The sequence below is a fragment of the Enterobacter cloacae complex sp. P13B genome, assembly GCF_014895915.1.
GTDB classification, from domain to species: Bacteria; Pseudomonadota; Gammaproteobacteria; order Enterobacterales; family Enterobacteriaceae; genus Enterobacter; species Enterobacter bugandensis.
Genome location: NZ_JADBQN010000041.1, coordinates 1 through 24,444, shown reverse-complemented (window position 1 = coordinate 24,444; position 24,444 = coordinate 1). Strand labels below are relative to the sequence as shown.

Below are 24,444 nucleotides of genomic sequence, written 5' to 3'. Positions count from 1 at the left end.
TCCTTATGGTTATCGGCGCTTCCAAAACTTAAATTAATTAAAGTTATTGATGTATCGAACGACGCTATACCCCTGACTTATAGCGCCGCTGCAGGGTGGCATCCAGCTTGCGCTGCAATGGCTGCGGCGTCTCCCCTTCGATCAATTTGCCAATCAGATCAAAGCAGTGCCACGCCAGCTGACGATTGTCCTGACGAATGGTATCCACCGGGATCGTCAGTGAATCGTAGAGATAGTGATCGTCAAAGCTGGCTAATCTGATATCGCTTTGCAACAGGTTATGCTGGCCCATATAGCGCAGCACCCCTTCCAGCAGCCCGCAGGCGGCGGTGAAAAGCGCTTTTGGCGGACGCCCCAGGCGGGCGCAGAGTTCGGCAAACATCTCGTATCCGGAGCTCGGGTGATAGTTGCCGTGAATGATCCACTCGGGGCGAAGCTCAACGCCGGCCTCTCGCAGACCTTGCTTAAAACCGTCCAGACGGTCGCGCGTCGGAGACAGGCGCGGCTGGCCGCCGAGGAAGTAGAATTCATCCGGATGCTGGCGCGCAATGTCCGCTACCAGCGCCGCTGTCGGGGAAATGGAGTCGGTGATCACCAGCGGCAGTGCGCTGTCGTTCATGTGCCGGTCAAAAAGCACCACGGGCAGCTGCTCGCTGAGCTTCAGGTAGTCCGCATCGTTCAGCATGCTGGAGGCCACAATCAGCCCGTCCACCTGACGCGCTACCATATTGTTCACCACCACCGTCTCCTGCCCCGGATTTTCATCGCTGCAGGAGATAAGCAGCTGAACGCCGGCCTCGCGGCACAGCGTCTCCAGCTCGTGAGAAAAGACGGCGAAACCGTAGTTGGTGATCTCAGGAACGACAAGACCAATGGTGTGGCTGCGGTTATCGCGCAGCGAGCGAGCGTGAATGCTGGGCTGATAGTGGTGCTCTTTTGCAATCGCCAGCACGCGCTCGCGCGTCTCTTCCGCCACGCGAAGCTCTTTGCTGCGCCCGTTCAGGACGAGGCTGGCGGTGGCTTTTGACACACCCGCCAGCTCCGCGATGTCTTTTATGGTGACGCGTTTTGTTTTTCTCACAACGACTTAGATCCGGCTGCCAAAACCCTCATTCTATCATGCAGGCGCGCAGCGACCAGTAGCGTAATGTGATGTCGGACGCACCTTCGAATCGCACCCGGGCCGGATGGTCAGGAAAATAGCGGCTGCTCATCACCCCTTCACCGTGGTTGATGAAAATTTCGACGCTGGAGCGGTCGCACAGAACGCGTAAATGACGAACCTCACCCTGCCAGTAGCGGGTCAATGTTTCACCGGTTTTCAGGCTCGCGCGTTCAAGGCGTAAACCCTGCTCATCGACCGTGAGGCGCAGCGCGCCTGCGAAATCGATATTCACCTGCGATGCGCCCAGCTCAAACTCCAGGCGCGTCGCGTCCAGTTCCGGCGCCTCGCTGGCGCGCCCCTGCCAGCGCTGCTCATCTTCACGCAGCGCCGCCAGCTCGCGCGCCGGGGTCTGCCAGAGCCTGCCGTCGCGATAGCTGAGTTCGCGCGGGCAGGTCATCTGGTGCATCCAGCCGTACGCCCGGGTTGGCTGAAGCATCTCTTCCCCGTCCGGTACGCCCATCCAGCCGATCAGAATGCGGCGTCCATCCTCCGCCAGGGTGGTTTGCGGCGCGTAAAACTCAAAGCCCGCGTCCAGCTCGTGAAGCTCGCCGTGATCGAATGCGGCGCTGGCATAGTCAAACGCCCCGCTCATCCAGGTGGCCGGATAGGTATTGAGGTAGCGATGCGGCTCGCGCGCCAGCCCCTGCGGGCAGCAGATCAGGACGTGCGTTCCGTCGAGGGCGAACAGGTCCGGGCACTCCCACATATATCCCGCATCCGTCAGGCCGTTGACGCCGTGACCAGCGATCTCCCCGCAGGACGTCCAGGCATGCAAATCGGCTGATTTAAACAGCAGCACTTTGCCGCGCTTTTGCACATCCTGCGCACCCAGCACCATGTACCACTCCCCGTCGTGCTGCCATACCTTCGGGTCACGCACGTGGCCGGTGTAGCCTTCCGGCAGCGCCAGCACCGGCCCCAGCTTCGTAAAGGTTCCGTCCGGCTGCTCCACGGCGAGGCACTGCCAGGCGGTGCGGCTGCCGTCATCAAACTTTACGTTGCCGGTGTAGCACAGCGTGAGAACGCCGTGGTTGTCCACGGCGCTACCGGAGTAGCAGCCGTTGCGGTCATACTCTTCGTCGGGCATCAGCGCCAGCGGCTCATGCTGCCAGTGCACCAGGTCCGCAGAGCTCCAGTGCCCCCAGCATTTAAAGCGATGCTCGCAGGCCAGCGGGTTCCACTGATAAAACAGGTGGTAGCGTCCGGCAAACCAGATAAACCCGTTCGGGTCGTTCATCAGCCCCGTCACCGGCGCGGGGTGCCACTGCGGGTAATGGCTATCCGCCAGCGCCCGCGGCTGCCCTTTCATAACGGCCTGCAGGATCGCAGGCCAGCGGGAAAGTTGCGTCATTATTCAGAGTCCGTTTTATATTTCAGCAGCAGCGAGACGGTAAACGCCACGCCGAAGGCAATCACCATGCCGATAATATAGTTAAGGAGCGAGCTGGCCTGAACGATAGCCATGCCCGGAATAGCGGTCAGCCCGACGGCGGTCATGTAGACATGCACTGACACCACCCAGGCTCCGCCCGCCGCGCCGCCGATCAGCGCCGCGATAAACGGCTTCACGAAGCGCAGGTTGATACCAAAAATGGCCGCTTCGGTAATGCCCAGCATCGCAGAAAACGCCGACGGTAAGGTAATGGCTTTGATTTTGGCGTCTTTGGTTTTGAACCACACCGCCAGACAGGCGCCGCCCTGCGCCACGTTCGCCATGGCCCAGATCGGCAGCAGGAAGTTTACGCCAATGGACGGGTTACCCAGCAGCCCGGCTTCAATCGCGTGGAAGCTGTGGTGAATACCGGTGATCACAATCACTGAATACAGCCCGCCGAACAGCAGCCCGGCCAGCCAGCCCGCGTGTTCAATCAGCGTGCTCAGAATAAAGGAGATGCCGTCGCCCAGCGCGCGCCCTGCCGGGCCGATAATCAGCAAGGCGATGAAGCCAGAGATAACGACGGTGAGGAACGGCGTCAAAATAAGATCCAGCGCGTCCGGGATAGCGCGGCGCAGGTTTTTCTCGACGATGCTCATAAACCAGACGGCCAGCAGCACCGGGAATACCGTGCCCTGGTAGCCAATCATCGCGATCTCAAGGCCGAAGAAGTTCATGGTGTGGAAGCCGGAGGCCACGCCCCAGGCGTTGGTCAGCGCCGGGTGGGTCAGAATGCCGCCCAGCGTCGCGCCCAGATACGGGTTCCCGCCAAATTCCCGCGCCGCGGTAAAGCCGATCAGGATTGGCAGAATGATAAACGCCGCCGAGCTGCACATGTCCAGCATGATGTAGAGGGCGTTATCCGCATTGACCCAGCCGTAGGTTTTCACCATGCCGAGCAGGCCCATCAGCAGGCCGGACGCCACAATGGCGGGAATGATCGGGACAAAGATATTGGAAAGCAAACGCGCAATGCGCTGGAACGGGTTCAGCTTGCGCGCCGCGATATCCGCCGCTTCAGACTTGCTGGACTCGCTAATCCCCGCCGCCTGAATAAACGCGGCGTAGACCTTATTCACCACGCCCGTGCCGAAAATGACCTGCATCTGCCCGGCGTTATGAAAACAGCCCTTCACGCCCTCGACCTTGCCAATCGCCTGCCGATCGGCAAGCGCGTCGTCGACCAGCACCAGACGAAGACGCGTAGCGCAGTGCGCAGCGCTGGCGATATTTTCCTTGCCGCCCAGCAGCGGAATAAGCTCGCGGGCGATTTGATTAACATCCATAGATACCTCTGCCTGACTTCTTTTTATGATGTGCGAAACGCTCCCGCCGGGCGGGAGCGTGATGGGTTAAAACCAGGTTTCCATCTGGACCCCAAAGTTCCATTCCCCGCCAGCGTTGAAGCCGCTGCTGCCAAAGGCATCATCGCTGGCGTAATTATCCAGTTTGCTGCTCCAGTCCATCCAGGTGGCAAACAGGCGCAGCTCCGGGCGGCTGAAGAAATCGCCGATTTTGCTCGCTTTTAACGTTGGCGCAAAGGTCAGCTTGTAGAAACTGCCATTAACGGCGTTCCGGTCCTTATAGCCTTCCGGATGTAAATCCATGTACTGATAGCTTCCCTCAAACGCCAGCGCGAAGTTCTGGGTCACCTCTTTAATCAGGCGGGTGTTGAGCGTCACCCACTCATAGCTGTCGCCCTTGACGTAGCGATCTTTGCTGCTCTGCGCCAGCACGGCAGGCGCGATACTCCAGCCACCGCCGACAGGCGTGACACCGTAACTTGCGAAGCGCCAGGTATCGGCATCAGACAGCAGCGCCCCGTCGGAACCGATGCTCTTAACTTCTGCGCCCAGGCCGTGACCGTACAGCAGCGCCGTTTTGGCACTCCCTTCCCGCAGGCCGTAGAAGCTCTCGTTGTGCAGCCCCACCAGGGCATGAACGCCGTTATTGGCCGCGTCGGTTTTGATGAGATCGCCGTTAGCGTCCTTACGATCGTCGTTATCCTTCGCCCGCAGGCCGCTCACCATCACCTGCAGCGGCCCGGCGAAGTGGTTCATGCTGAGGATGTAGTTCTGAACGTTGTTGTCGGTCTGCTCCACGCTGCCGAAGTTGCGGCCGTAGATCGAGAAGTTGCTGCGCAGCGAGTCGTTCCACTTCACGTCGTAGACGCCGCCGCCGGTACCGGCCAGGAATACCACGTCGGAATCCAGCCAGTGAATGTCAAAGTTGTCGCGGTCGAAGCGTTTACCCGCCCAAAAGGTGCTGCCCTTCAGCGCGCCGATAAAATCAGGCAGGTTACCCAGCTCCGCAAAGGCCTGGCGAATATTGAGATCGCTGGTATCGGCTGACCAGTCGTTATAGGTTCGCTGACCGTCGGCCAGCATCGCCTTGAAGCGCGTGGTCGCCCCGTTATCCAGGGTTTGCTTGTGCTCCAGGTTCAGCTCGACGTAGGTGTCGGCTTCGTTACCCAGACGCCCTACCGCACCGCCGGTTTCCCCGGCTGGCGTCAGGTACGGGCCGCTTTTGCTGCTGGAGGCCGCGTCGTTCATCAGCAGGCCGGAGCGGGCATAGCCGTGGAACTCAAATCCGCTGCTCTGATCCGCTTTTTTCTCCAGCGCGGCGGTACGCTGCGCCACCGCCTGGGTTGTGGTTTGCGTCTGCTGCTGGGCGGCGACCAGCTGCTGCGTTTTTTGTTCGGCTTCGGTGGCGCGTTTTTCGGCGACCTGCGCACGCGTTTCAGCAGCCTGAAGGCGCTGCTCCATCGCGGCAAGGCGCGCTTCGATACTTGTCATATCCGTCTGGGCAAAAACAGAGGTACTGCCGGCCAGCATGCCTATCATCACGGCAAGTCTGCGTTTTTTATACATTTTGTCGCATCCCTAAAAGTATTAATCGAACGTGCTAAATTGCTAAACCGGTTTAGGCTGCTGATACTAAACCCGGGAATTTTGGATCGGCAATCTTTTTTGCTAAACCGATTTAGTAAGTGTGATCGAGGCGACAATTCAGGCCGCCGGACGGCGGCCAGTGAAGGAAGGATTACAGGTCGTGCTGCCAGGGCAACGCGGTCATCGCCCCCTTTGCCGTGGTGGCTAACGCGCCACAGCGCTGGGCTAAGGCGATTGCCGGGACCAGCTCCTGACCGGCGGCAAGCCCGTAGAGCAGCCCGGCGACGAAGGCATCGCCCGCGCCAGTGGTATCGACACATTGCACAGGGGTAGCCGGATAGTGTTTCACCGCGCCCTGATGCCAGGCGATAACGCCCTCTTTTCCCTTGGTGACCAGCACCAGGCGCGCCGGGCAGCGCTCCATCAGCGTGTTCAGACCTTCTCTTACATCCGCATCGCCGGTTAAAAATGCCAGTTCCTCAACGGAGAGCTTGACCACGTCGGCGCTCTGCAGGGCCTGTTCCAGGCAGCGACGCAGCGCGTTCTCATCCGGCCAGAGATCCGGGCGAATATTGGGGTCGAAGCTGACGTAGCCGCCCGCCTTCCGGATAGCGTCCATCGCCTGAAAGGTCGCCGATCGGCTCGGCTCTGCGCTTAGCGCGATGGAACAGACGTGCAGCCACTCGCCCGCGCTGAAGGTCGGCAGGTCGGCGGGTTCAAGAAACAGATCGGCGCTCGGGCGCACCATGAAGGTAAACGAGCGTTCGCCGTGGTCGTCCAGATCCACCACCACCGTAGAGGTGCGGTGCGCCGGGTCAAGGCGCATATGCTTCACGTCGACCCGCTCGTCAGCGAGCGTTTTCGCCATAAAGCGCCCGAAAGGATCGTCGCCAACCCTGCCGATAAACGCGCTTTTGCCCCCCAGCCGGGCAATGCCCACCGCGACGTTTGCCGGTGCACCGCCGGGGCACTGCAGTAATTTCCCTTCGCCATCGGGCAATAAATCCACCACCGCATCGCCAAGTACCCAGATTTTTTCCATGTGATCCTCTTAGCTAAACCATATTAAACCGTTTTAGCTATTTAAGCACAGGCAGGGAAAAGGGGAAATAACGCGGGAGGAAAATTGCCTAACGCTTCAGATGCGGCCAGCGAATATCGCCAACGCCGTTAAGCTGCGGACGGGCAAACAGGAAGCCCTGGAAGCGGCGGATCCCGGCAGATTCTAGCCAGCACCACTCCTCGATTTTCTCGATCCCTTCGGCCACCAGGGTAATTTCAAGATCGGAGCAGCAGCTGATGATGGAGCGCACTATCGCCTGCTTCGGGCCGCTGAGATGGATATCGCTGATGATTTCGCGATCGATTTTGATTTTATCCGGCTGGAAGCGGGTCAGCAGCGAAAGACCGGCATAGCCCGAGCCAAAATCATCGATCGCCAGGCCAACCCCCTCACCGCGAAGCCGCTTGATGGCGCTGTTAAACTGGTTGAACCCGGAGATCATCTCGTTTTCAGTAACTTCAATGACCACCTGCTCCGGCTGAAGGCCATGTTTTTTAATCTCATCGACCAGAAATTCCACCGCGCCAGGGACATTCACCAGCGACATGGGCAGCAGGTTTACCGCGATTTTATGGCTACCAATGCCCAGCTTTTCCGCCAGCGCGAAGGCATACGCTTTCGTCTGGAGATCGACTTCATAGATTTTCGCCGGGTCCAGGGAGCTGAAGAAATGTTCCGGGCTGCCGCCGTCATTGCTACGGATAAGCGCCTCAAGGGAGCTGATTTTCCCTTCCGAGGGCTCGACAATTGGCTGCAGCGCAAACTGGCAGGTTTGCCCGGCAATCAGGCCCAGATGTTCGCCAAAGGGTAGCGCTTCGGTCGAGAGCGTCCATTTGTCCGAGGTGTAACGCGTCCCCGACGGGGCCGGACGTTTACAGGTTATAAAGGTCTGAATAAATTTGAACACCCGATCGTCGGAGGTCAGATAGCTGTCCAGCTTGCTGTAGCGCAGCACCGACTGCAGCACCTCTTTCGGCGACTGCGTTTGCAGGTCGAACAGCAGCATACCGACGTTTTCGAAGCGTCTGCGCGGACCATAGTCCCGCAGCAGTTCAACCACCCCACTGTGACGCTTGTCCTCACGGATGGTGTGGAACAGTTTGACCACACTCTCTTCCGACCCTTCGAGGATCTGCAGAACGTCATTCCCTTTTGCCAGGAGGACGCCGGTAATATCCAGTTTTGTGTTGCGGCCTCTGGCGCGCTCCACCAGCTCCCGCAGTTCTGTGGACGGGCGGGATAAATTCAATTGGCTTCGGTAGATCAGCGTCGTCAGCACAAAAAGGGGTTCCAATGATGATGAGAGGTGCCTTGAAGCTACTATGTAACATACTTAATCAATGCGACCTAACATATTCACGCCACAAGGGAACATTACTTTTCCCCATCGCCAATCCTGCTGTCGATCCTCTCCTGCATATAGTCGTAAAACGGGTTCGAGGTGACCCGCATCAGCGCCTCTTTTCCGACGCTCAACACGGACGTTTCTCCCCACAGCGCAATTGTCCCCAGGCTTATCCCGTAGCGGTTTTTCACCCCAGGCTCACGGCCATAGAGATCGTCATCCGGCGGGAACGGCACGGCGATATGCGACAAGGAATAGACATCCTGCGGCCAGGTCTGCACAAGCGGCACAACCGTCTCCCGCGTGCTGCCTGCTGGCGTTGTTTTCGCCACCGTCGAGAAGCTGTGTGCGTCCGCATTGGTAATTATCGTGACACCGTAACGTCTCTGCGCAACCGGCAGCAGCGCCAAGGTTGCCGTCCACGACGACGGCTTGAACAGCGGGCGGAAGCTCGCCGCCTGGTTGATGTCAAACACCACCAGCTCGCTGCCGTTTGCCGGAAGCTGGTCAAACAGGCCGGTCACCACCGCGCGGGTGCTGACCGTAGAATCCATCACCGACTGGAACGCCAGGATCGGCGGCAAATTCGCCAGCCTGTTCTCCCGCGCCTCGCGGCCAATCTGCTCTTGCAGGGCCTTCGTCAGCAGCCACGACTGGCGGGCGGCGTTCACCGGGAACGAGTTGTATTTATACGGATTATATTCCGGGGAGATATTCAGCCACGCCGCTTTGGCAAACGGCGGCAGCAGCGCCGGTAGCCCCGCAAAACCGGCAAAACGCGCAAAGGCCGTTACGCCGATCATCGGTGAGAGCAGGATTACCTGCTGCGGCCGACGAAGCGCAGAGGAATCCAGCGCATCGAGAGCATATTTCATCGCCAGCGCCCCGCCGTTGGAGTACCCCACAAGATGCAGCGGCACGTTATCTCCCGTCAGGCGCGTGGCTTCCCGCACGGCAAGACGCGTCGCCGCGAGCCACATCTCCCAGTCAACGTCGGTCAGCGCGCCGGGCGCGGTGCCGTGTCCGGGCAGGCGCGGGACCACGGCCACGAAGCCGTGCTGCTGATAATTTTCGGCAAGGTGCCTGACGCTGTAAGGCGAGTCCGTCAGTCCGTGCAGCAATACCACCGCGCCACGGGGTTTTCCTGCTGGCATCAGCACAAACGAACGGTTGGCATCGGGCGTGAACTGTCCCGGCCAAACCAGGCTTTGGCGATAATAGCGGTTTAGCGGCGTTTGTTCCTCGCCCGCTGTTTTCGCCGTCACCGCCCTATCAAGCTCGGCGAAAATGGCGTTTTCCCGGGCAACATACCCGGCAAAGTTGGCGTTATCGAGTTCACGCACGGACATCTCGTCCGCCCGCCAGGTGTGCCAGAGGTGCAGGTCCGGCCCCTGCTGCGAGAGATAGCCCCGCACCGCCAACAGAACGACCAGGACGATCCCCCCGACCATCCCTGTTTTCTTTGCAAGCGCCGCCAGGCGCACGCTGATTCGCCAGGGCAAATTCGCCATGCCGGGATCCCTTTTATGTTCACTGTCCTTTTATCTTATCAAAAATGTGAACGGACTGACGTATTCATCAAATTCATACCTGCCGCGTCAGCCGCTGCACCAAAAGTGAACTACGCTGCACAAATGTTGATCATTGGTTAACTAAATATTGCGTGAAATTAACAGCACGGCGGGTTTTTACCTCACCGTGAACATGGCACGCGTCGTGCATTGTTAACCCGGTAACACAAAACCAGCTTTTGACAGCCAGTTAACAGCGAGGCGGTATGACGACGAAACCCGAGATGTTGAGCCGTATCGAAGCGACGTTCAGCCAGCTCACTCCCAGCGAAAAGCGGGTCGGGAGCTGGCTGCTGGCGCACGCCGCGCAAATCCCGTTTGAAACCGCGGAGAGCGTCGGTCTGGCGAGCGGGACCAGCGGGATCACCGTCGGACGCTTCCTGCGCAAGCTGGGGTATCGCAACCTGGAAGATGTCAAAAAGAGCCTGCGCGATCCGTATCAGCCCTGGGGCATGAACGAGCGGCTGGACTCCTGGCAGCAGCAGCGTCCCCTCCCCAACCGCCTTCAGCATGCCCTCTCGCTGGAGGTGGACGCCATTACGCAGGTGTATCAGCTGGCGCAAACGGACGCCTTCCGTCAGGTGGTGCACAACCTGGCCCACGCCGACGCGGTGTTTGTGCTGGGGATCCAGTCCACGCGCGGGATCGCCAACGCCTTCTTCAGCCACCTCGAGTACCTTCGCCCGCGCGTGAGCTATTCCGAAGGCGCGTCCGGCAGCTGGGTGGAATCCCTCAACTCCGGGTTTTCGCACCCTTACGTTGTGCTGACCGATACGCGCACCTACTCCACGATGGCCCGCCAGTACTGCCGCGTGGCGAGCGAAAAAGGGATCCCGCTGGCCTTAATCACCGACATCTGGTGCCCGTGGGCGCGGGATTACCCGATGGATTTACTGCAGGTGAAAACCGATACCGGTCATTTCTGGGATTCACTTGCCCCCGTGAGCTGTCTGTTCAACCTGCTGCTGTCGGGCGTAGTGGAAGCGCTGGGTGATGCGCTCCCGACGCGTCTGGCGGTAAACCGACAATTACAACAAGAGTTTGGTCAATTCGAACGCTAAAGGAGCGGAGCTATGCCCGAAGAGAGTGAACTGATTGACGTGGCGAAGACGTTTCCCACGCTGCATATCGATCTGAAGTACGCCACCGCCGACAACATCACCGGCAGGCCGATCTATCAGGAGGCGCTGTGCCTGCTGCATACCGACGCCGCCACCGCGCTGGCAAAAGCCATCAGCATTGCCGCCCTGGCCGGGCTGAAGCTGATGGTGTACGACGCCTACCGGCCGCAGCAGGCGCAGGCCCAGCTGTGGGACGCCTGCCCGAACCCGGAGTATGTGGTCGATGTGGCAATTGGCTCCAATCACAGCCGCGGTACGGCCATCGACGTCACCCTGATGGACGAGCATAACAGCGTGCTGGATATGGGCGCCGGTTTTGACGAAATGCATGACCGTTCGCATCCCTATCACCCCTCCGTACCCCCGCACGCGCAGCGCAACCGTCTGCTGCTGAACGCCATCATGTTCGGCGGCGGTTTTGTGGGGATTAGCAGCGAGTGGTGGCACTTCGAACTGCCGAACGCCGCCAGCTACCCGCTGCTTGATGACCGTTTTGCCTGTTTTCCCCTGACGCACACCTCTCTTTAACCTGGAGCACTGCCATGAAAACATCGCTTCTCACGACTCTGATTGCCGCCACGCTGGCGTTGAGCGCCCCGCTGGCGCTGGCCGCCGTCCCGAAAGACATGCTGGCGATCGGTAAAGCCGCCGACCCGCAAACGCTCGACCCTGCCATCACCATCGATAACAACGACTGGACCGTCACCTATCCGTCCTACCAGCGTCTGGTCAAGTACAAGCCCGGCTCTACCGAGGTCGAGGGCGATCTGTCGACGGGCTGGAAGGCGTCCGACGACCAGAAAGAGTGGACCTTTACCCTGGCGGATAACGCCAAATTCTCCGACGGCACGCCGGTCACCGCCGAAGCGGTCAAGCTCTCCTTTGAGCGCCTGCTGAAGCTCGGCCAGGGGCCGTCTGAAGCCTTCCCGAAGGATCTGAAAATTGATGCCGTCGATGACCACACGGTGAAATTCACCCTCAGCCAGCCGTTCGCGCCTTTCCTCTACACGCTGGCAAACGACGGGGCGTCCATCATTAACCCGGCGGTGCTGAAGGCCAATGCCGCGGACGACGCGCGCGGTTTTCTGGCGCAAAACACCGCCGGTTCCGGGCCGTTTATGCTGAAGAGCTGGCAGAAAGGCCAGCAGCTGATCCTGGTGCCGAACCCTCACTGGCCGGGCGACAAGCCGCACTTTAAGCGCGTCTCGGTGAAAATTATCGGCGAGAGCGCTTCGCGCCGACTGCAGCTTTCCCGCGGCGATCTGGACATTGCCGACTCCCTGCCGGTCGATCAGCTTGCGGCCCTGAAGCAGGAAGGTAAAGTCGCCGTCGCGGAATACCCCTCCCTGCGCGTGACCTATCTCTATCTCAACAACAGCAAAGCGCCGCTCAATCAGGTGGATTTACGCCGGGCCATCTCCTGGGCGACGGACTATCAGGGAATGGTAAAAGGCATTCTGAGCGGCAACGGCAAGCAGATGCGCGGCCCGATCCCGGAAGGCATGTGGGGCTTTGACGCCGCGGCAATGCAGTACAGCTTCGACGAGGCCAAAGCCAAAGCGGCGCTGGAGAAGGTCAAAGACAAACCCGCCAGCCTGACCTTCCTCTACTCGGACAACGATCCGAACTGGGAGCCTATCGCCCTCTCCACTCAGGCGAGCCTTGGCAAGATCGGCATTAACGTCAAGCTGGAAAAACTGGCCAATGCCACCATGCGCGACCGCGTCGGCAAAGGCGATTACGACATTGCCATCGGCAACTGGAGCCCGGACTTTGCCGACCCATACATGTTCATGAACTACTGGTTCGAATCGGACAAAAAAGGGCTGCCGGGCAACCGCTCGTTCTATGAGAACAAAGAGGTGGATTCGCTGCTGCAGGCCGCGCTGAAAACCACCGACCAGGCGGAACGCACCAAAGATTACCAGCAGGCGCAAAAAGTGGTGATTGACGAAGCGGCCTACGTCTATCTGTTCCAGAAGAACTACCAGCTGGCGATGAACAAAGAGGTCAAAGGCTTCACCTTTAATCCGATGCTCGAGCAGGTGTTCAACATCGCCACCATGAGTAAATAACGGTTCTCGTCGGGGGAAAGCGTATGACGTTCTGGAGCATCGTGCGCCAGCGCTGCTGGGGGTTACTCCTGGTGGTGGCCGGTGTCTGTATTATTACCTTTATTATTTCACACATGATCCCCGGCGACCCGGCGCGTTTGCTGGCGGGCGATCGCGCCAGCGACGAAATCGTGCAGAACATTCGCCAGCAGCTGGGGCTGGATCGGCCGCTGTATGTGCAGTTTGGCCGCTACGTGGACGCCCTGGCCCACGGTGATTTAGGCACCTCCATCCGTACCGGACGCCCGGTTGCGGAAGACCTGAAGGCCTTTTTCCCCGCCACGCTGGAGCTGGCCTTTTGTTCTTTGCTGCTGGCGCTGGTTATCGGCGTGCCGCTGGGGATTTTGTCGGCGGTGTACCGCAACCGCTGGCTGGATCACCTGGTGCGTTTAATGGCGATGACCGGGATTTCCACGCCTGCATTCTGGCTTGGGCTGGGCGTGATTGTCCTGTTCTACGGGCATCTGCAGATTCTGCCGGGCGGCGGCAGGCTGGACGACTGGCTCGATCCGCCGACGCACGTCACCGGGTTTTATCTGCTGGACGCCCTGCTGGAAGGCAACGGTGAAGTCTTTTTCAACGCGCTGCAGCACCTGATTTTACCCTCGCTGACGCTGGCGTTTGTTCACCTGGGCATCGTGGCGCGCCAGGTGCGCTCGGCGATGCTGGAGCAGCTTAGCGAGGACTACATCCGCACCGCTCGCGCCAGCGGGCTGCCCGGCTGGTACATCGTCCTGCGCTACGCCCTGCCAAATGCGATGATCCCGTCCATTACCGTGCTCGGGCTGGCGCTGGGCGATCTGCTTTACGGCGCCGTCCTGACCGAAACCGTCTTTGCCTGGCCGGGTATGGGCGCCTGGGTGGTGACATCTATTCAGGCGCTGGACTTCCCGGCGGTGATGGGCTTTGCCGTCGTCGTTTCGCTGGCCTACGTGCTGGTTAATCTGGTGGTCGATCTGCTTTACCTGTGGATTGACCCGCGAATCGGGCGCGGAGGTGCCGAATGATGTTAACGCAGGAAACGCCCGTCCCGGCGAAAACCGCCAGACAACGTATCAATTGGGCAAAGCTGTTCTGGATGCTGCGCCAAAGCCCGCTCACGATTGTCGGCGGCGTCATTATGATCGCGATGCTTTTGCTGATGGTGACCTCGCCGTGGATAGTGCCGCATGACCCGAACGCGCTGGATCTCACCGCCCGCCTGCAGGCACCTTCTGCGCAACACTGGTTTGGTACCGATGAGGTGGGACGCGACCTGTTCAGCCGCGTGCTGACGGGCAGCCAGCAGTCGATTACCGCCGGGCTGGCGGTGGTGGTGATTGCGGGCGGCATTGGCTCGCTGCTGGGCTGTTTGTCCGGCGTACTGGGCGGGCGCGGCGACGCCGTCATCATGCGGGTGATGGACATTATGCTCTCCATTCCTTCTCTGGTGCTGACCATGGCGCTGGCCGCCGCGCTCGGTCCGAGCCTGTTTAACGCCATGCTGGCGATTGCGATTGTCCGCATACCGTTCTACGTGCGGCTGGCGCGCGGTCAAACCCTGGTGGTGCGACAGTTCACCTACGTTCAGGCCGCCCGCACGTTTGGCGCGTCCCGCTGGCATTTGATCCGCTGGCATATCCTGCGCAACGCCCTGCCGCCGCTGATCGTGCAGGCGTCGCTGGATATCGGCAGCGCCATTCTGATGGCCGCCACGCTGGGGTTTATTGGCCTGGGCGCGCAGCAGCCCACCGCCGAATGGGGCGCGATGGTGGCCGTGGGCCGTAACTACGTCCTGGACCAGTGGTGGTACTGCGCCTTTCCCGGTGCGGCAATTTTGATTACCGCCGTGGGCTTTAATCTGTTTGGCGACGGTATCCGCGATCTGCTGGATCCGAAGTCAGGAGGCAAACAGTAATGACCGAACCGGTACTCAATATTGAAGACCTGCATCTGAGCTTCCCGGTTTTTCGCGGGGAGGTCCACGCCCTGAACCACGTTTCGCTTGAGATCGGCAGGGGCGAAATTGTCGGCGTGGTGGGCGAATCAGGGTCGGGCAAATCCGTTACCGCCATGCTCGCCATGCGCCTGCTGCCAGAGGGCAGCTACCGTATTCATCACGGTCAGGTGAGATTACTCGGTGAAAACGTCCTGACAGCGTCCGAGAAACAGCTTCGCCAGTGGCGCGGCGCTAAAGTGGCGATGATTTTTCAGGAGCCCATGACCGCCCTCAACCCGACGCGGCGGATTGGCAAACAGATGGTGGAGGTGATCCGCCAGCATCAGCCGCGTTCCCGGCGCGAGGCGCAGCAGAAGGCGATCGCCCTGCTGGAAGAGATGCAAATTCCGGACGCGAAGCAGGTCATGGCGCGTTATCCGTTTGAACTCTCCGGCGGCATGCGCCAGCGAGTGATGATCGCCCTTGCCTTCTCCTGCGAGCCGGAGCTGATCATCGCCGACGAGCCGACCACCGCGCTGGACGTGACCGTCCAGCTCCAGGTGCTGCGCTTACTGAAGCATAAGGCGAAGGCCAGCGGCACCTCGGTGCTGTTTATCAGCCATGATATGGCCGTAGTGTCCCAGCTCTGCGACAGAATGTACGTAATGTATGCGGGCAGCGTGATAGAGAGCGGTGCCACGCAAACGCTGATCCACCGCCCTGTGCATCCCTATTCTATCGGCCTGCTGCGGTGCGCGCCGGAAAACGGCCAGCCGCGCGATCTGCTTCCCGCCATTCCCGGCACGGTGCCTAACCTGAGCCAGCTTCCGCAGGGGTGCGCGTTCCGCGAGCGCTGCTTTGCCGCGGGGGCAAAATGCAGCGAAACGCCGCGCCTTCAGCCGCATGGCGCAGAGGGCCAACTGGCTGCCTGCTGGTATCCACAACGGGAGAAACACCATGTCTGATGTACTGCTGGAACTGGATAGCGTGCACGTGAACTTTACGGCGCGCAAAAACTGGCTGGGCCGCGTGACGGAACGGGTCCATGCGCTCAACGGGCTGGATCTCCAGATCCGTCGGGGCGAAACGCTGGGCGTTGTCGGGGAATCCGGCTGCGGGAAAAGCACGCTGGCCCAACTGCTGATGGGGATGCTTAAACCCAGCACCGGCGCATGCCAGCGGGCGCACCACGCGGGCGGCATGCAGATGGTGTTTCAGGATCCGCTCTCCTCGCTCGACCCGCGATTGCCGGTCTGGCGCATCATCACCGAGCCGGTGTGGGTGCAAAAACGCAGCAGCGAGCGCGAACGCCGCCAGCTGGCGGCGGATCTGGCGCTGCAGGTGGGCATTCGCCCGGAATATCTCGACCGCCTTCCACACGCCTTCTCCGGCGGGCAGCGCCAGCGCATTGCCATCGCCCGGGCACTTTCGTCCGACCCGGATATCATCGTGCTCGATGAACCCACCAGCGCGCTGGATATCTCCGTGCAGGCGCAAATCCTCAACCTGCTGGTGACGCTACAGCAGCAGCGTAATCTGACTTACGTACTGATCTCGCATAACGTCTCGGTGGTCAGACACATGAGCGACCGCGTGGCGGTGATGTATCTCGGACAGATTGTGGAGCTGGGCAGCGCCGCGCAGGTACTTGGCGAACCGCGCCACCCCTATACCCGCCTGCTGCTCGATTCGGTTCCCCGCACCGGAGAGCCGCTGGATGAAACGCTGGCGTTACGCAAAACGGAGCTGCCCGGCAACCGTCACCTGCCCGAAGGTTGTTTTTTCCGCGACCGCTGCCCGATGGCCGCGCAGGGGTGCGAACGTCCTCAGCCGCTACAGCCCTCTCGCGAGGGCCGTCACGTTCGCTGCTGGCGCAGCCTGGGTTAAATTTGCGCCATCCCGCCGTCCACAAACAGCTCGGTGGCGTTAATAAAGCTGGCCGCGTCGGAGGCCAGAAACGCCACCGCTTTACCCACCTCGCCCGGCGCACCTAAACGTCCGAGCGGCACCTGCGCGGCCAGCGCGTCGTACAGCCCCTGGCGGTGTTCTTCCGGCACCAGGTCCCCTAAACCAGGCGTTTTGATCGGGCCCGGGCTTACGACATTGACGCGGATCCCACGGCCCTGCAAATCCAGCGCCCAGGAGCGGGCAAAGTTACGCACCGCGGCCTTACTGGCGCTGTAGACGCTGAAGTTAGCCGTCCCCTTAATCGACACCGTCGAGCCGGTCAGAATGATCGACGAGCCGGTTGATAACAGAGGCAGCGCCTTCTGCACCGTGAACAGCACCCCGCGAACGTTGGTGCCAAAAATCCGGTCAAACTGCTCTTCGGTGATCGCGCCCAGCGGCAGCATATCGCCGCCACCCGCATTGGCGAACAGAATATCGAGACGGCCTTCTTCTTTTGCTATCCGGGCATAAACCGCATCCAGATCGGCAAGCTTAGAGACGTCCGCGCGAATGCCCACTGCGTCAGAAGCAATCTCTGCTACCGCGGCGTCAAGTTCGGCCTGACGACGCCCGGTGATGTACACCTTCGCGCCCTGTGCCGCCAGCTCCTGCGCCGTGGCAAGACCGATACCGGTGCTGCCGCCGGTGACGAGTGCAATTTTTCCTGAGAGAGTCGTGTTCATGTCATTTACCTTTTTGTGTTTGCGTTGGACAGACTTTATCCCTTGCGGCATTTATGAAAAATGGGCAAAAATGAAAATGACTATTCACCTATGGAAATAATCAGAGGTCATCATGGATCAGCTAATGGCGATGCGCGCCTTCACGCGGGTGGTGGAATCCGGCAGTTTTACCCGCGCGGCGGACTCGCTGAATATGCCGATCGCCACGCTGAGCAAACTGGTTAAATCCCTTGAGGCGCACCTGGCGATACGTCTCCTTCACCGGACGACTCGTCGGGTGGTCACGACGCCTGAAGGGCTGGAATACTATGAAAAAGCGCGCCGGGTGCTGATTGATATCGAAGATATCGACACCTCGTTTCGCGTTTCCCGCGCGACGCCCAAGGGACATTTGCGGGTTGACGTGGGCGGTTCCACCGCACGGGACGTGCTCATCCCCCTGCTGCCGGATTTTATGCAGCGCTACCCGGATATCCGTATCGATCTTGGCGTGGCCGATCGTCCGGTCGATCTTATCAGCGGTAACGTAGACTGCGTGATCCGCGGCGGCCCGCTGAACGATTCAACGCTTATCGCCCGTCATCTCGGTGACGCTCAGATGGTCACCTGCGCGACGCAGGGTTACCTTAAAAACCACGGCGTTCCGGCCTATCCGCAGGAGCTGCGCAACGGCCACAAGCTTGTTAGTTATCTCTCTCCCGTCACCGGGCGGCCGTTTCCGTTTCGCTTCCGGCAGAACGGCGAGGCGCTGGAAATCACTATTCCGCACTTTCTCGGCGTCAATGAAAGTAACGCTCATCTGGCGGCTGCCGCGGCGGGTCTGGGGATCGTTCAAACTTTTGAGTATTCAGCAAAGACCTATTTGCAGACGGGAGCGCTGGTGGCGATTCTGGGTGACTGGCAGCCTGCCGCGTACCCGTTTCACGTGGTCTACCCGCAGAACCGGCATTTAACGCACAGACTGAAGGTGTTTATCGCCTGGCTGGCGGAGGTGTTCCCCGCCGCGCTGAAGGGATAGCCGGGCGCAAACCCGGCGGGAAGTTAATTTAGCTTATAGTCCAGGGTGATCTCGGCTTTCAGAAGCTGTGAAACCGGGCAGCCCGCTTTGGCTTTCTGAATAATGCCGTCAAACTGCTGTGGCGCAATGCCCGGTACGGTGACCTTACTTTGCAGCGCAACCTTAGTGATGGCAAAGCCGCCGTCGGTTTTATCCAGAGAGACGTCCGCGGTCGTATCAATCGAATCAGCGGTATAGCCCGCTTCACCCAGCATCAGCGACAGCGCCATGGAAAAACAAGCCGCATGTGCCGCGCCGATCAGCTCTTCCGGGTTGGTCCCCTTTTCACCCTCAAAGCGGGTGTTAAAGCCGTAAGGCTGTTGGTTGAGAACGCCGCTCTCGGTGGAAACCGTTCCTTTCCCGCGCTTAATGTCGCCAGACCAGTGTGCCGAACCGTGCTTATGAATCGTCATTCTTGCTCTCCTTTTGGCTTACAAAGGGTTAAGTATAGACTACGCATCTGACACGCCCTGGAACACAGACGATTCCGTGTCTTTCACCTGCTGTACCGACAACAAGGATAATGATATGACGCTAAAAATCAGGATGGCCGTCGCGGTAGCCACGCTGGCTCTCTCTCTTTCTTCACTGGCCAAAACGCCGGAAAACTTTATCTATACCAGCTCAGGCGACCTCGACGCGGCGCTCCCGCTGGTTGCGCGTGGCGACATCGGCGGCGTGCAGATCGTGTACAACTGGCGCCAGCTTGAACCCGAGAAGGACAGCTATGACTTCTCGCGGATTGAGCAGGATCTGGCGCGTCTTAAGGCCGCCCGGAAAAAACTCTTTATTCAGATCCAGGATCGTTTCTTTGAGCGGGACGCCCGCTACGTTCCGGACTATCTGATGCACGATAAGCAATACAGCGGCGGGATTGCGCCGCAGTTTGATAACCCCGGCGAGGGCAAGCCTGTCGGCGCGGGATGGGTAGCGCGTCAGTGGGATCCCACGGTGCGCCAGCGCTACCAGGCACTGCTGGCAGCGCTCGCAAAACGCTTTGATGGCGAGGTGTATGGCGTAAACCTGCCTGAAACCGCGATTGATATTGACGAGAAAAATCCGCCAGCGGGCTTCACCTGCGACAGCTATTTCGCGGGTGAGATGGAAAATCTGGCCTTTGCGCGCAAGGTTTTTCAGAAATCACATGTGGTGCAGTACGTGAACTTCTGGCCGTGCGAGTGGGATAACGACCACAACTATATGGGGCGTCTTTTTGCGTATGCCAGCGCCAACAATATTGGCTTGGGCGGGCCGGACATTGTGCCCAACCGCAAGGCGCACATGAAGAATGCCTATCCCTTCTTCCATAAAAATAAACAGGCGCTGCCGCTCATCGCCATGGCGGTTCAGGAGCCGACTCTGACCTATAAGGATCCTCAGACCGGAAAACCGTTCACCAAAGCCGAGTTTGTCCGCTTCGGCGAAAATTATCTCGGGGCCGATATTATTTTCTGGAGCACGGCCTCTCCCTGGCTAAAGGCAAAATAATCGCCCCTCAGGCAAGGTGGCGGGACAGTTCGTCAAGAAACACGCGCAGCGCGGCAGGCTGGTATTCCCGTGACTGATAAATGCCGTGGATGGCAAGCGGTTTCGGCTCCAGCGACGCCAGTACCGGCACCAGTAATCCCTGCTCCAGCGCGGCGCGCGCTTCGCGCTCCGGCAGCATGGCGATGCCGCAGTGCTCGATCGCCGCGTTCATGAGCAGTGAAGAGATACTGGCGCTCAGGTTGCCGCTGACGGCCACGCTCAGGCTTTCGCCTTCCGGCGTCAGGAAGTGCCAGGACTGCCCCGCGAAAAAGCTGTAGTGCAGGCAGTTATGCTGCGCCAATTCTTCGGGGCTGACGGGCGTGCCGTGCTGTGCCAGATACGCCGGCGAGGCGCAGAGCACCGATCGACACTCCCCCAGCCGGCGGGCGATCATGCCGGGCTCCGGGTTATCGGTAATGCGCACCGCGACGTCAATGCGCTCTCCCACCAGGCTGACCGGATGGTTGTTCACGTCCAGCTCAATGCGCAGCTGCGGGTAGCGCGAGAGCAGGCCGGGCAGGACCGGCGCAATCAGGTGCATGGCGGTAAAGTGCGCGCAGGCTACCCGCAGCGTGCCGGACGGCAGATCTTTTTCCGACTGACCTTCGATTTCCTGCGAGATCTGCGAGAGCGTCCGCGTTTTTTGCAGCACCTTTTCCCCTGCCGCCGTCAGCGTCAGCTTGCGCGTGGAGCGGTTTACCAGCCGCGTCCCCGCCCACTTCTCCATTTGTTCAAGGTAACGGCTCACCATCGGCCGGGAAATGCCCAGCGCGCGGGCCGCCGCGCTCAGGCTTCCCAGCTCGCATATCCGGTTATAGACCTGAGCGGCAATAACGCGATCCATATAAGCTCCATCTGCTCGATTTATGAAACTAAGCATGTCTTGTTTCAGGAATTCTGGCAAATGAGAATATCCGTACAATAGAGACATTACTGAACAACAGAGACAACAGCATGAAACTCACTCATATTGCCCTGCTTTCCACCCTTTTCGCTCCGGCCGTTTTTGCCGCGCCGTTGACGATTGATACCTATAACCCGCAGGAAAAAGGCATTTTCGCGGTCTCCTCCACGCTCGTTTCCGGCCCGAAAGAGGCGGTGCTGTTTGACGCCCAGTTCAGCGTGAAGGATGGCGAAGCGCTGGTAGAGAAAATTCGCCGCAGCGGTAAAACGCTGAATAAGATTGTGATCACCTCCGGCGATCCGGATTTCTATTTTGGCCTGCAGCCGCTGGTGAAAGCCTTCCCGAATGCCAAAGTGGTGGCCACGCAGCAGGTGGTTGACCATATTAAGGCCACCAAAGACGCCAAGCTCGCCTTCTGGGGCCCGCAGATGAAAGACGGCGCGCCAACTGAACTGGTGGTGCCGCAGGTGCTCGCCTCCACCACCTTTATGATTGACGGGGAAAAGGTCGATATCGAGCAGCCGGACAGCTACGCGGCCTACGTGTGGATCCCGTCCGTGAAAACCATCCTCGGCGGCACCGGGGTCTCCTGGGGGATTCACGTCTGGACGGCTGATACCCAGACGCCGGCTCGCCGTCAGCAGTGGCAGCAGACCCTGGACAACATGGCCGCGCACAAGCCGGAACGCGTGATCCCAGGCCACTATCTGGGCACACCACCGTCCGGAACCGGGGCTATTGATTTTACCCGTGGCTATCTGCAGCATTTTGAACAGGCGTTATCGGCACATAAAAACTCTGCGGGCGTCATCGGTGCAGTGAAAAAACAGTATCCGGATCTGGCAGAAGAGAGCTCTCTGGAATTAAGCGCAAAAGTGAATACCGGCGAAATGAAGTGGTAATTTAAAAACGGCTCCTGCTATATTCCCGCGATAGCAGGAGCACCGCCATAATATCCGCACTGCCTCACGCCAATATATCCCTCCGTTTTAAAAACGCATAAAAGCATGCACTTATGTCATTTTTATTTCTAAGATGAATCTGAGACACAACCGGGGAAATATTTGCCATTCTGTTTATGAATTAAATTTTTTGCGAGCCGTACCATTAAACAGACAACGACACGGAGGCAGCATGTTTACTTATTACCCGGCTAATACCACAGCAGCACAACCTGAACTCGTTAACGCGATTGCGCAGGGTCTTCACGCTGAGCACGGTGCTGTGACTGAAGATGACATTTTAATGGAACTGACCAAGTGGGTGGAATCCACGGATAATGACATCCTCAGTGACATCTACCAGCAGACCATTAACTACGTCGTCAGCGGGCAAAGCGCACCTTTGTAAAAACCTGCTAAGCTGGATCTGCAACCTAAGGGGTTACATTTCGTTTGCGAAAGCAAACTGGTCCTTAAAACTATCAACAGGATTGAGGAGTTAACATGAAATCGAACCGTCAGGCACGCCACATTCTGGGACTGAACTACAAGCTTTCTAATCAGCGTAAAGTGGTGATTGAAGGCGACCACGAAACGCAAGTCACTCACGCCACCGGCAGAAAACGCCACGCGGGCAAGTAAGTTCCCGACTGAGATCCAGAACACCATCGGCAAAACCGATGGTGTTTTTGTTTATGTGTTGCGGTAATTAATATTTAGCTCCTTTATAATACCGCCCGACCGCACCCCGTAGCACAGGCCAGAAAGATGACAAACAGCAGTGTCAGGGACGGATCTTCAAAAAAAGAGTGAGTGACATGGACAACAAACTGAAAAAACATCGTTCCTTATACATCCCATACGCCGGCCCGGTTTTACTCGAATTCCCCCTGCTCAACAAAGGCAGCGCCTTCAGCATGGAAGAGCGCAGCAGCTTTAACCTGCTTGGCCTGCTGCCGGAAGTGGTTGAAACCATTGAAGAACAGGCGGAGCGCGCGTGGATCCAGTATCAGGGCTTCAAAACCGAGATCGACAAACACATCTACCTGCGCAACATCCAGGACACCAACGAAACCCTCTTCTATCGCCTGGTGCAAAACCATCTCGAAGAGATGATGCCGGTGATCTACACCCCAACGGTGGGTGCGGCGTGCGAACGCTTCTCTGAGATCTACCGTCGCTCACGCGGCGTCTTTATCTCTTATCAGAACCGTCACAACATGGACGACATTCTGCAGAACGTGCCGAACCACAATATTAAAGTGATTGTGGTGACGGACGGGGAACGTATTCTCGGCCTCGGCGACCAGGGCATTGGCGGGATGGGGATCCCAATCGGTAAACTCTCTCTCTACACCGCCTGCGGCGGCATCAGCCCGGCGTACACCCTGCCGGTGGTGCTGGATGTCGGCACCAACAACCAGCAACTGTTGAACGATCCGCTGTACATGGGCTGGCGTCATCCGCGCATTACCGACGACGAGTACTATCAGTTTGTCGACGATTTCATTCAGGCCGTGAAGCACCGCTGGCCGGACGTTCTGCTGCAGTTTGAAGACTTTGCGCAGAAAAACGCGATGCCGCTGCTGAACCGCTATCGCGATGAGATCTGCTCCTTTAACGACGACATCCAGGGCACCGCAGCAGTGACCGTGGGCACGCTTATCGCCGCCAGTCGCGCGGCAGGCAGCCAGCTGAGCTACCAGAAAATCGTCTTCCTGGGCGCAGGCTCTGCGGGCTGCGGCATCGCCGAGCAGATTATTGCCCAGACGCAGCGCGAAGGCTTAAGCGAAGAGCTGGCCCGCTCCCGCGTCTTTATGGTTGACCGTTTCGGCCTGCTGACGGACGGTATGCCGAACCTGCTGCCGTTCCAGACCAAGCTGGTGCAGAAGCGCGAGAACCTGAAGAACTGGGACACCGACAACGAAGTGCTCTCCCTGCTGGACGTGGTGCGCAACGTGAAGCCGGATATTCTGATCGGCGTTTCCGGGCAAACCGGTCTCTTCACCGAAGAGATTATTCGCGAGATGCACAAGCACTGTGAGCGCCCTATCGTGATGCCGTTGTCTAACCCGACTTCCCGCGTGGAAGCGACGCCGCAGGACATCATCGCCTGGACCGAAGGTAACGCGCTGGTTGCCACCGGCAGCCCGTTCGATCCGGTGGTATGGAAGGATAAAACCTATCCGATCGCCCAGTGCAACAACTCCTATATCTTCCCGGGCATTGGTCTGGGCGTGATCGCCTCCGGCGCGTCCCGCATTACCGATGAGATGCTGATGTCAGCGAGCGAAACCCTTGCGGGCTATTCGCCGCTGGTCAACAACGGCGAAGGGCTGGTGCTGCCGGAACTGAAGGACATTCACAAGGTGTCGCGCGCTATCGCGTTTGCGGTGGGTAAAATGGCGCAGCAGCAGGGCGTGGCGGTGAAAACCTCTGCCGACGCGCTGCAGCAGGCTATTGATGATAACTTCTGGATGCCGGAATACCGCAGCTATCGCCGTACCTCGATTTAATTAGCTCCGACCCTTCCCTCTCCTCAAAAGGGAGAGGGAACGTGAACACCCTCCTCCCTTTATTTTCTTTGCCGCTTCTACGGCATTCCTCTTCCCCTTATTAAAAAAATAAATATTTCAACAACTATTCATACCCCATTGAAATATAAAAATTTCGCATAACACTTTTTGTCTAACAAACGTATTTTTTTAAGAGTTTAGTAACGTTTTGCATTACTAATAATTGCGAGGAAAGTAAGGAGC

The 24,444-nt window shown here is 58.9% G+C and carries 23 protein-coding genes; 13 read left to right on the top strand and 10 right to left on the bottom strand.

Annotated elements, in window-relative coordinates; all coding sequences use genetic code 11:
• Positions 1–64 precede the first annotated feature (64 nt).
• From IM273_RS17250 to IM273_RS17220, 7 genes are all read right to left on the bottom strand, one after another.
• Positions 65–1,081, bottom strand: a complete 1,017-nt coding sequence (locus tag IM273_RS17250; protein WP_126818094.1) for a LacI family DNA-binding transcriptional regulator — start codon at positions 1,079–1,081, stop codon at positions 65–67.
• Positions 1,082–1,109: 28 nt separating this feature from the next.
• Positions 1,110–2,516 (bottom strand): sucrose-6-phosphate hydrolase, encoded by a 1,407-nt coding sequence (locus IM273_RS17245; RefSeq protein ID WP_193051609.1) that lies wholly within the window; start codon positions 2,514–2,516, stop codon positions 1,110–1,112.
• A complete protein-coding gene (locus IM273_RS17240; protein WP_028013216.1) occupies positions 2,516–3,886 on the bottom strand; it encodes a sucrose-specific PTS transporter subunit IIBC in 1,371 nt (456 codons plus the stop codon). Before IM273_RS17240 ends, IM273_RS17245 begins: the two co-directional genes overlap by 1 nt.
• Before the next feature lie 66 nt (positions 3,887–3,952).
• Positions 3,953–5,470: a carbohydrate porin gene (locus tag IM273_RS17235; protein WP_193051608.1), complete on the bottom strand. Its 1,518-nt coding sequence runs from the start codon at positions 5,468–5,470 to the stop codon at positions 3,953–3,955.
• Between the two features lie 172 nt (positions 5,471–5,642).
• Positions 5,643–6,533 carry an aminoimidazole riboside kinase gene (locus IM273_RS17230; RefSeq protein WP_193051607.1) on the bottom strand — a complete coding sequence of 297 codons (891 nt, stop codon included), beginning with the start codon at positions 6,531–6,533 and terminating at the stop codon, positions 5,643–5,645.
• 88 nt (positions 6,534–6,621) lie between these two features.
• Entirely contained in the window at positions 6,622–7,833 is a 1,212-nt protein-coding gene (locus IM273_RS17225) for a diguanylate phosphodiesterase (protein WP_193051606.1), read from the bottom strand.
• Between the two features lie 95 nt (positions 7,834–7,928).
• Positions 7,929–9,410 (bottom strand): alpha/beta hydrolase, encoded by a 1,482-nt coding sequence (locus IM273_RS17220; protein ID WP_193051605.1) that lies wholly within the window; start codon positions 9,408–9,410, stop codon positions 7,929–7,931.
• Between the two features lie 266 nt (positions 9,411–9,676).
• Between IM273_RS17220 and IM273_RS17215 the strand changes: the two genes are divergently transcribed.
• From IM273_RS17215 to IM273_RS17185, 7 genes are read left to right on the top strand one after another with little or no spacing between them, the layout of a single operon-like run.
• Positions 9,677–10,531, top strand: a complete 855-nt coding sequence (locus IM273_RS17215; protein WP_045260565.1) for a MurR/RpiR family transcriptional regulator — start codon at positions 9,677–9,679, stop codon at positions 10,529–10,531.
• 12 nt (positions 10,532–10,543) lie between these two features.
• The gene (gene ddpX, locus IM273_RS17210; RefSeq protein WP_193051604.1) at positions 10,544–11,119 is read left to right on the top strand and encodes a D-alanyl-D-alanine dipeptidase; all 576 of its coding nucleotides are present in this window, start codon (positions 10,544–10,546) and stop codon (positions 11,117–11,119) included.
• Positions 11,120–11,133: 14 nt separating this feature from the next.
• Positions 11,134–12,666 (top strand): ABC transporter substrate-binding protein, encoded by a 1,533-nt coding sequence (locus IM273_RS17205; protein ID WP_041909887.1) that lies wholly within the window; start codon positions 11,134–11,136, stop codon positions 12,664–12,666.
• A gap of 23 nt (positions 12,667–12,689) precedes the next feature.
• A complete protein-coding gene (locus IM273_RS17200) occupies positions 12,690–13,712 on the top strand; it encodes an ABC transporter permease (RefSeq protein WP_041909885.1) in 1,023 nt (340 codons plus the stop codon).
• On the top strand, positions 13,709–14,602 hold the full coding sequence (gene ddpC / locus IM273_RS17195) for a D,D-dipeptide ABC transporter permease (RefSeq protein WP_059355564.1): 894 nt from the start codon (positions 13,709–13,711) through the stop codon (positions 14,600–14,602). Before IM273_RS17200 ends, ddpC begins: the two co-directional genes overlap by 4 nt.
• Positions 14,602–15,588: an ABC transporter ATP-binding protein gene (locus tag IM273_RS17190; protein ID WP_193051603.1), complete on the top strand. Its 987-nt coding sequence runs from the start codon at positions 14,602–14,604 to the stop codon at positions 15,586–15,588. The genes ddpC and IM273_RS17190 overlap by 1 nt, the downstream gene beginning before the upstream one ends.
• Complete coding sequence (locus IM273_RS17185; protein WP_193051602.1) at positions 15,581–16,510, top strand: ABC transporter ATP-binding protein; 930 nt, start codon at positions 15,581–15,583, stop codon at positions 16,508–16,510. The genes IM273_RS17190 and IM273_RS17185 overlap by 8 nt, the downstream gene beginning before the upstream one ends.
• Here IM273_RS17185 and IM273_RS17180 read toward each other — a convergent pair.
• The gene (locus tag IM273_RS17180; RefSeq protein ID WP_047368601.1) at positions 16,507–17,256 is read right to left on the bottom strand and encodes an SDR family NAD(P)-dependent oxidoreductase; all 750 of its coding nucleotides are present in this window, start codon (positions 17,254–17,256) and stop codon (positions 16,507–16,509) included. The two genes, IM273_RS17185 and IM273_RS17180, sit on opposite strands and share 4 nt — an antisense overlap.
• A 112-nt stretch (positions 17,257–17,368) precedes the next feature.
• Between IM273_RS17180 and IM273_RS17175 the strand changes: the two genes are divergently transcribed.
• Entirely contained in the window at positions 17,369–18,274 is a 906-nt protein-coding gene (locus tag IM273_RS17175; protein ID WP_193051601.1) for a LysR family transcriptional regulator, read from the top strand.
• Between the two features lie 23 nt (positions 18,275–18,297).
• On the opposite strand, the gene IM273_RS17170 is transcribed toward IM273_RS17175, so the two are convergent.
• Positions 18,298–18,726 carry an OsmC family protein gene (locus IM273_RS17170; RefSeq protein WP_028013230.1) on the bottom strand — a complete coding sequence of 143 codons (429 nt, stop codon included), beginning with the start codon at positions 18,724–18,726 and terminating at the stop codon, positions 18,298–18,300.
• 115 nt (positions 18,727–18,841) lie between these two features.
• On the opposite strand from IM273_RS17170, the gene IM273_RS17165 reads away from it, so the two are divergent.
• Positions 18,842–19,801: a hypothetical protein gene (locus IM273_RS17165; protein WP_048960013.1), complete on the top strand. Its 960-nt coding sequence runs from the start codon at positions 18,842–18,844 to the stop codon at positions 19,799–19,801.
• Between the two features lie 7 nt (positions 19,802–19,808).
• Here the strand turns inward: IM273_RS17165 and IM273_RS17160 are convergent, their stop codons facing one another.
• On the bottom strand, positions 19,809–20,684 hold the full coding sequence (locus IM273_RS17160) for a LysR family transcriptional regulator (protein ID WP_047365094.1): 876 nt from the start codon (positions 20,682–20,684) through the stop codon (positions 19,809–19,811).
• A gap of 110 nt (positions 20,685–20,794) precedes the next feature.
• On the opposite strand from IM273_RS17160, the gene IM273_RS17155 reads away from it, so the two are divergent.
• The 4 genes from IM273_RS17155 (at position 20,795) to IM273_RS17140 (ending at position 24,201) form a co-directional block, all read left to right on the top strand.
• Positions 20,795–21,646, top strand: coding sequence for a Vmh family MBL fold metallo-hydrolase (locus tag IM273_RS17155; protein WP_192971107.1), 852 nt, complete (start codon positions 20,795–20,797; stop codon positions 21,644–21,646).
• Between the two features lie 232 nt (positions 21,647–21,878).
• Positions 21,879–22,094 (top strand): biofilm-dependent modulation protein, encoded by a 216-nt coding sequence (bdm, locus tag IM273_RS17150; RefSeq protein WP_028013234.1) that lies wholly within the window; start codon positions 21,879–21,881, stop codon positions 22,092–22,094.
• 95 nt (positions 22,095–22,189) lie between these two features.
• The gene (gene sra / locus IM273_RS17145) at positions 22,190–22,327 is read left to right on the top strand and encodes a stationary-phase-induced ribosome-associated protein (RefSeq protein WP_008501714.1); all 138 of its coding nucleotides are present in this window, start codon (positions 22,190–22,192) and stop codon (positions 22,325–22,327) included.
• Positions 22,328–22,503: 176 nt separating this feature from the next.
• Positions 22,504–24,201 carry an NAD-dependent malic enzyme gene (locus IM273_RS17140; RefSeq protein WP_028013235.1) on the top strand — a complete coding sequence of 566 codons (1,698 nt, stop codon included), beginning with the start codon at positions 22,504–22,506 and terminating at the stop codon, positions 24,199–24,201.
• Positions 24,202–24,444 lie beyond the last annotated feature (243 nt).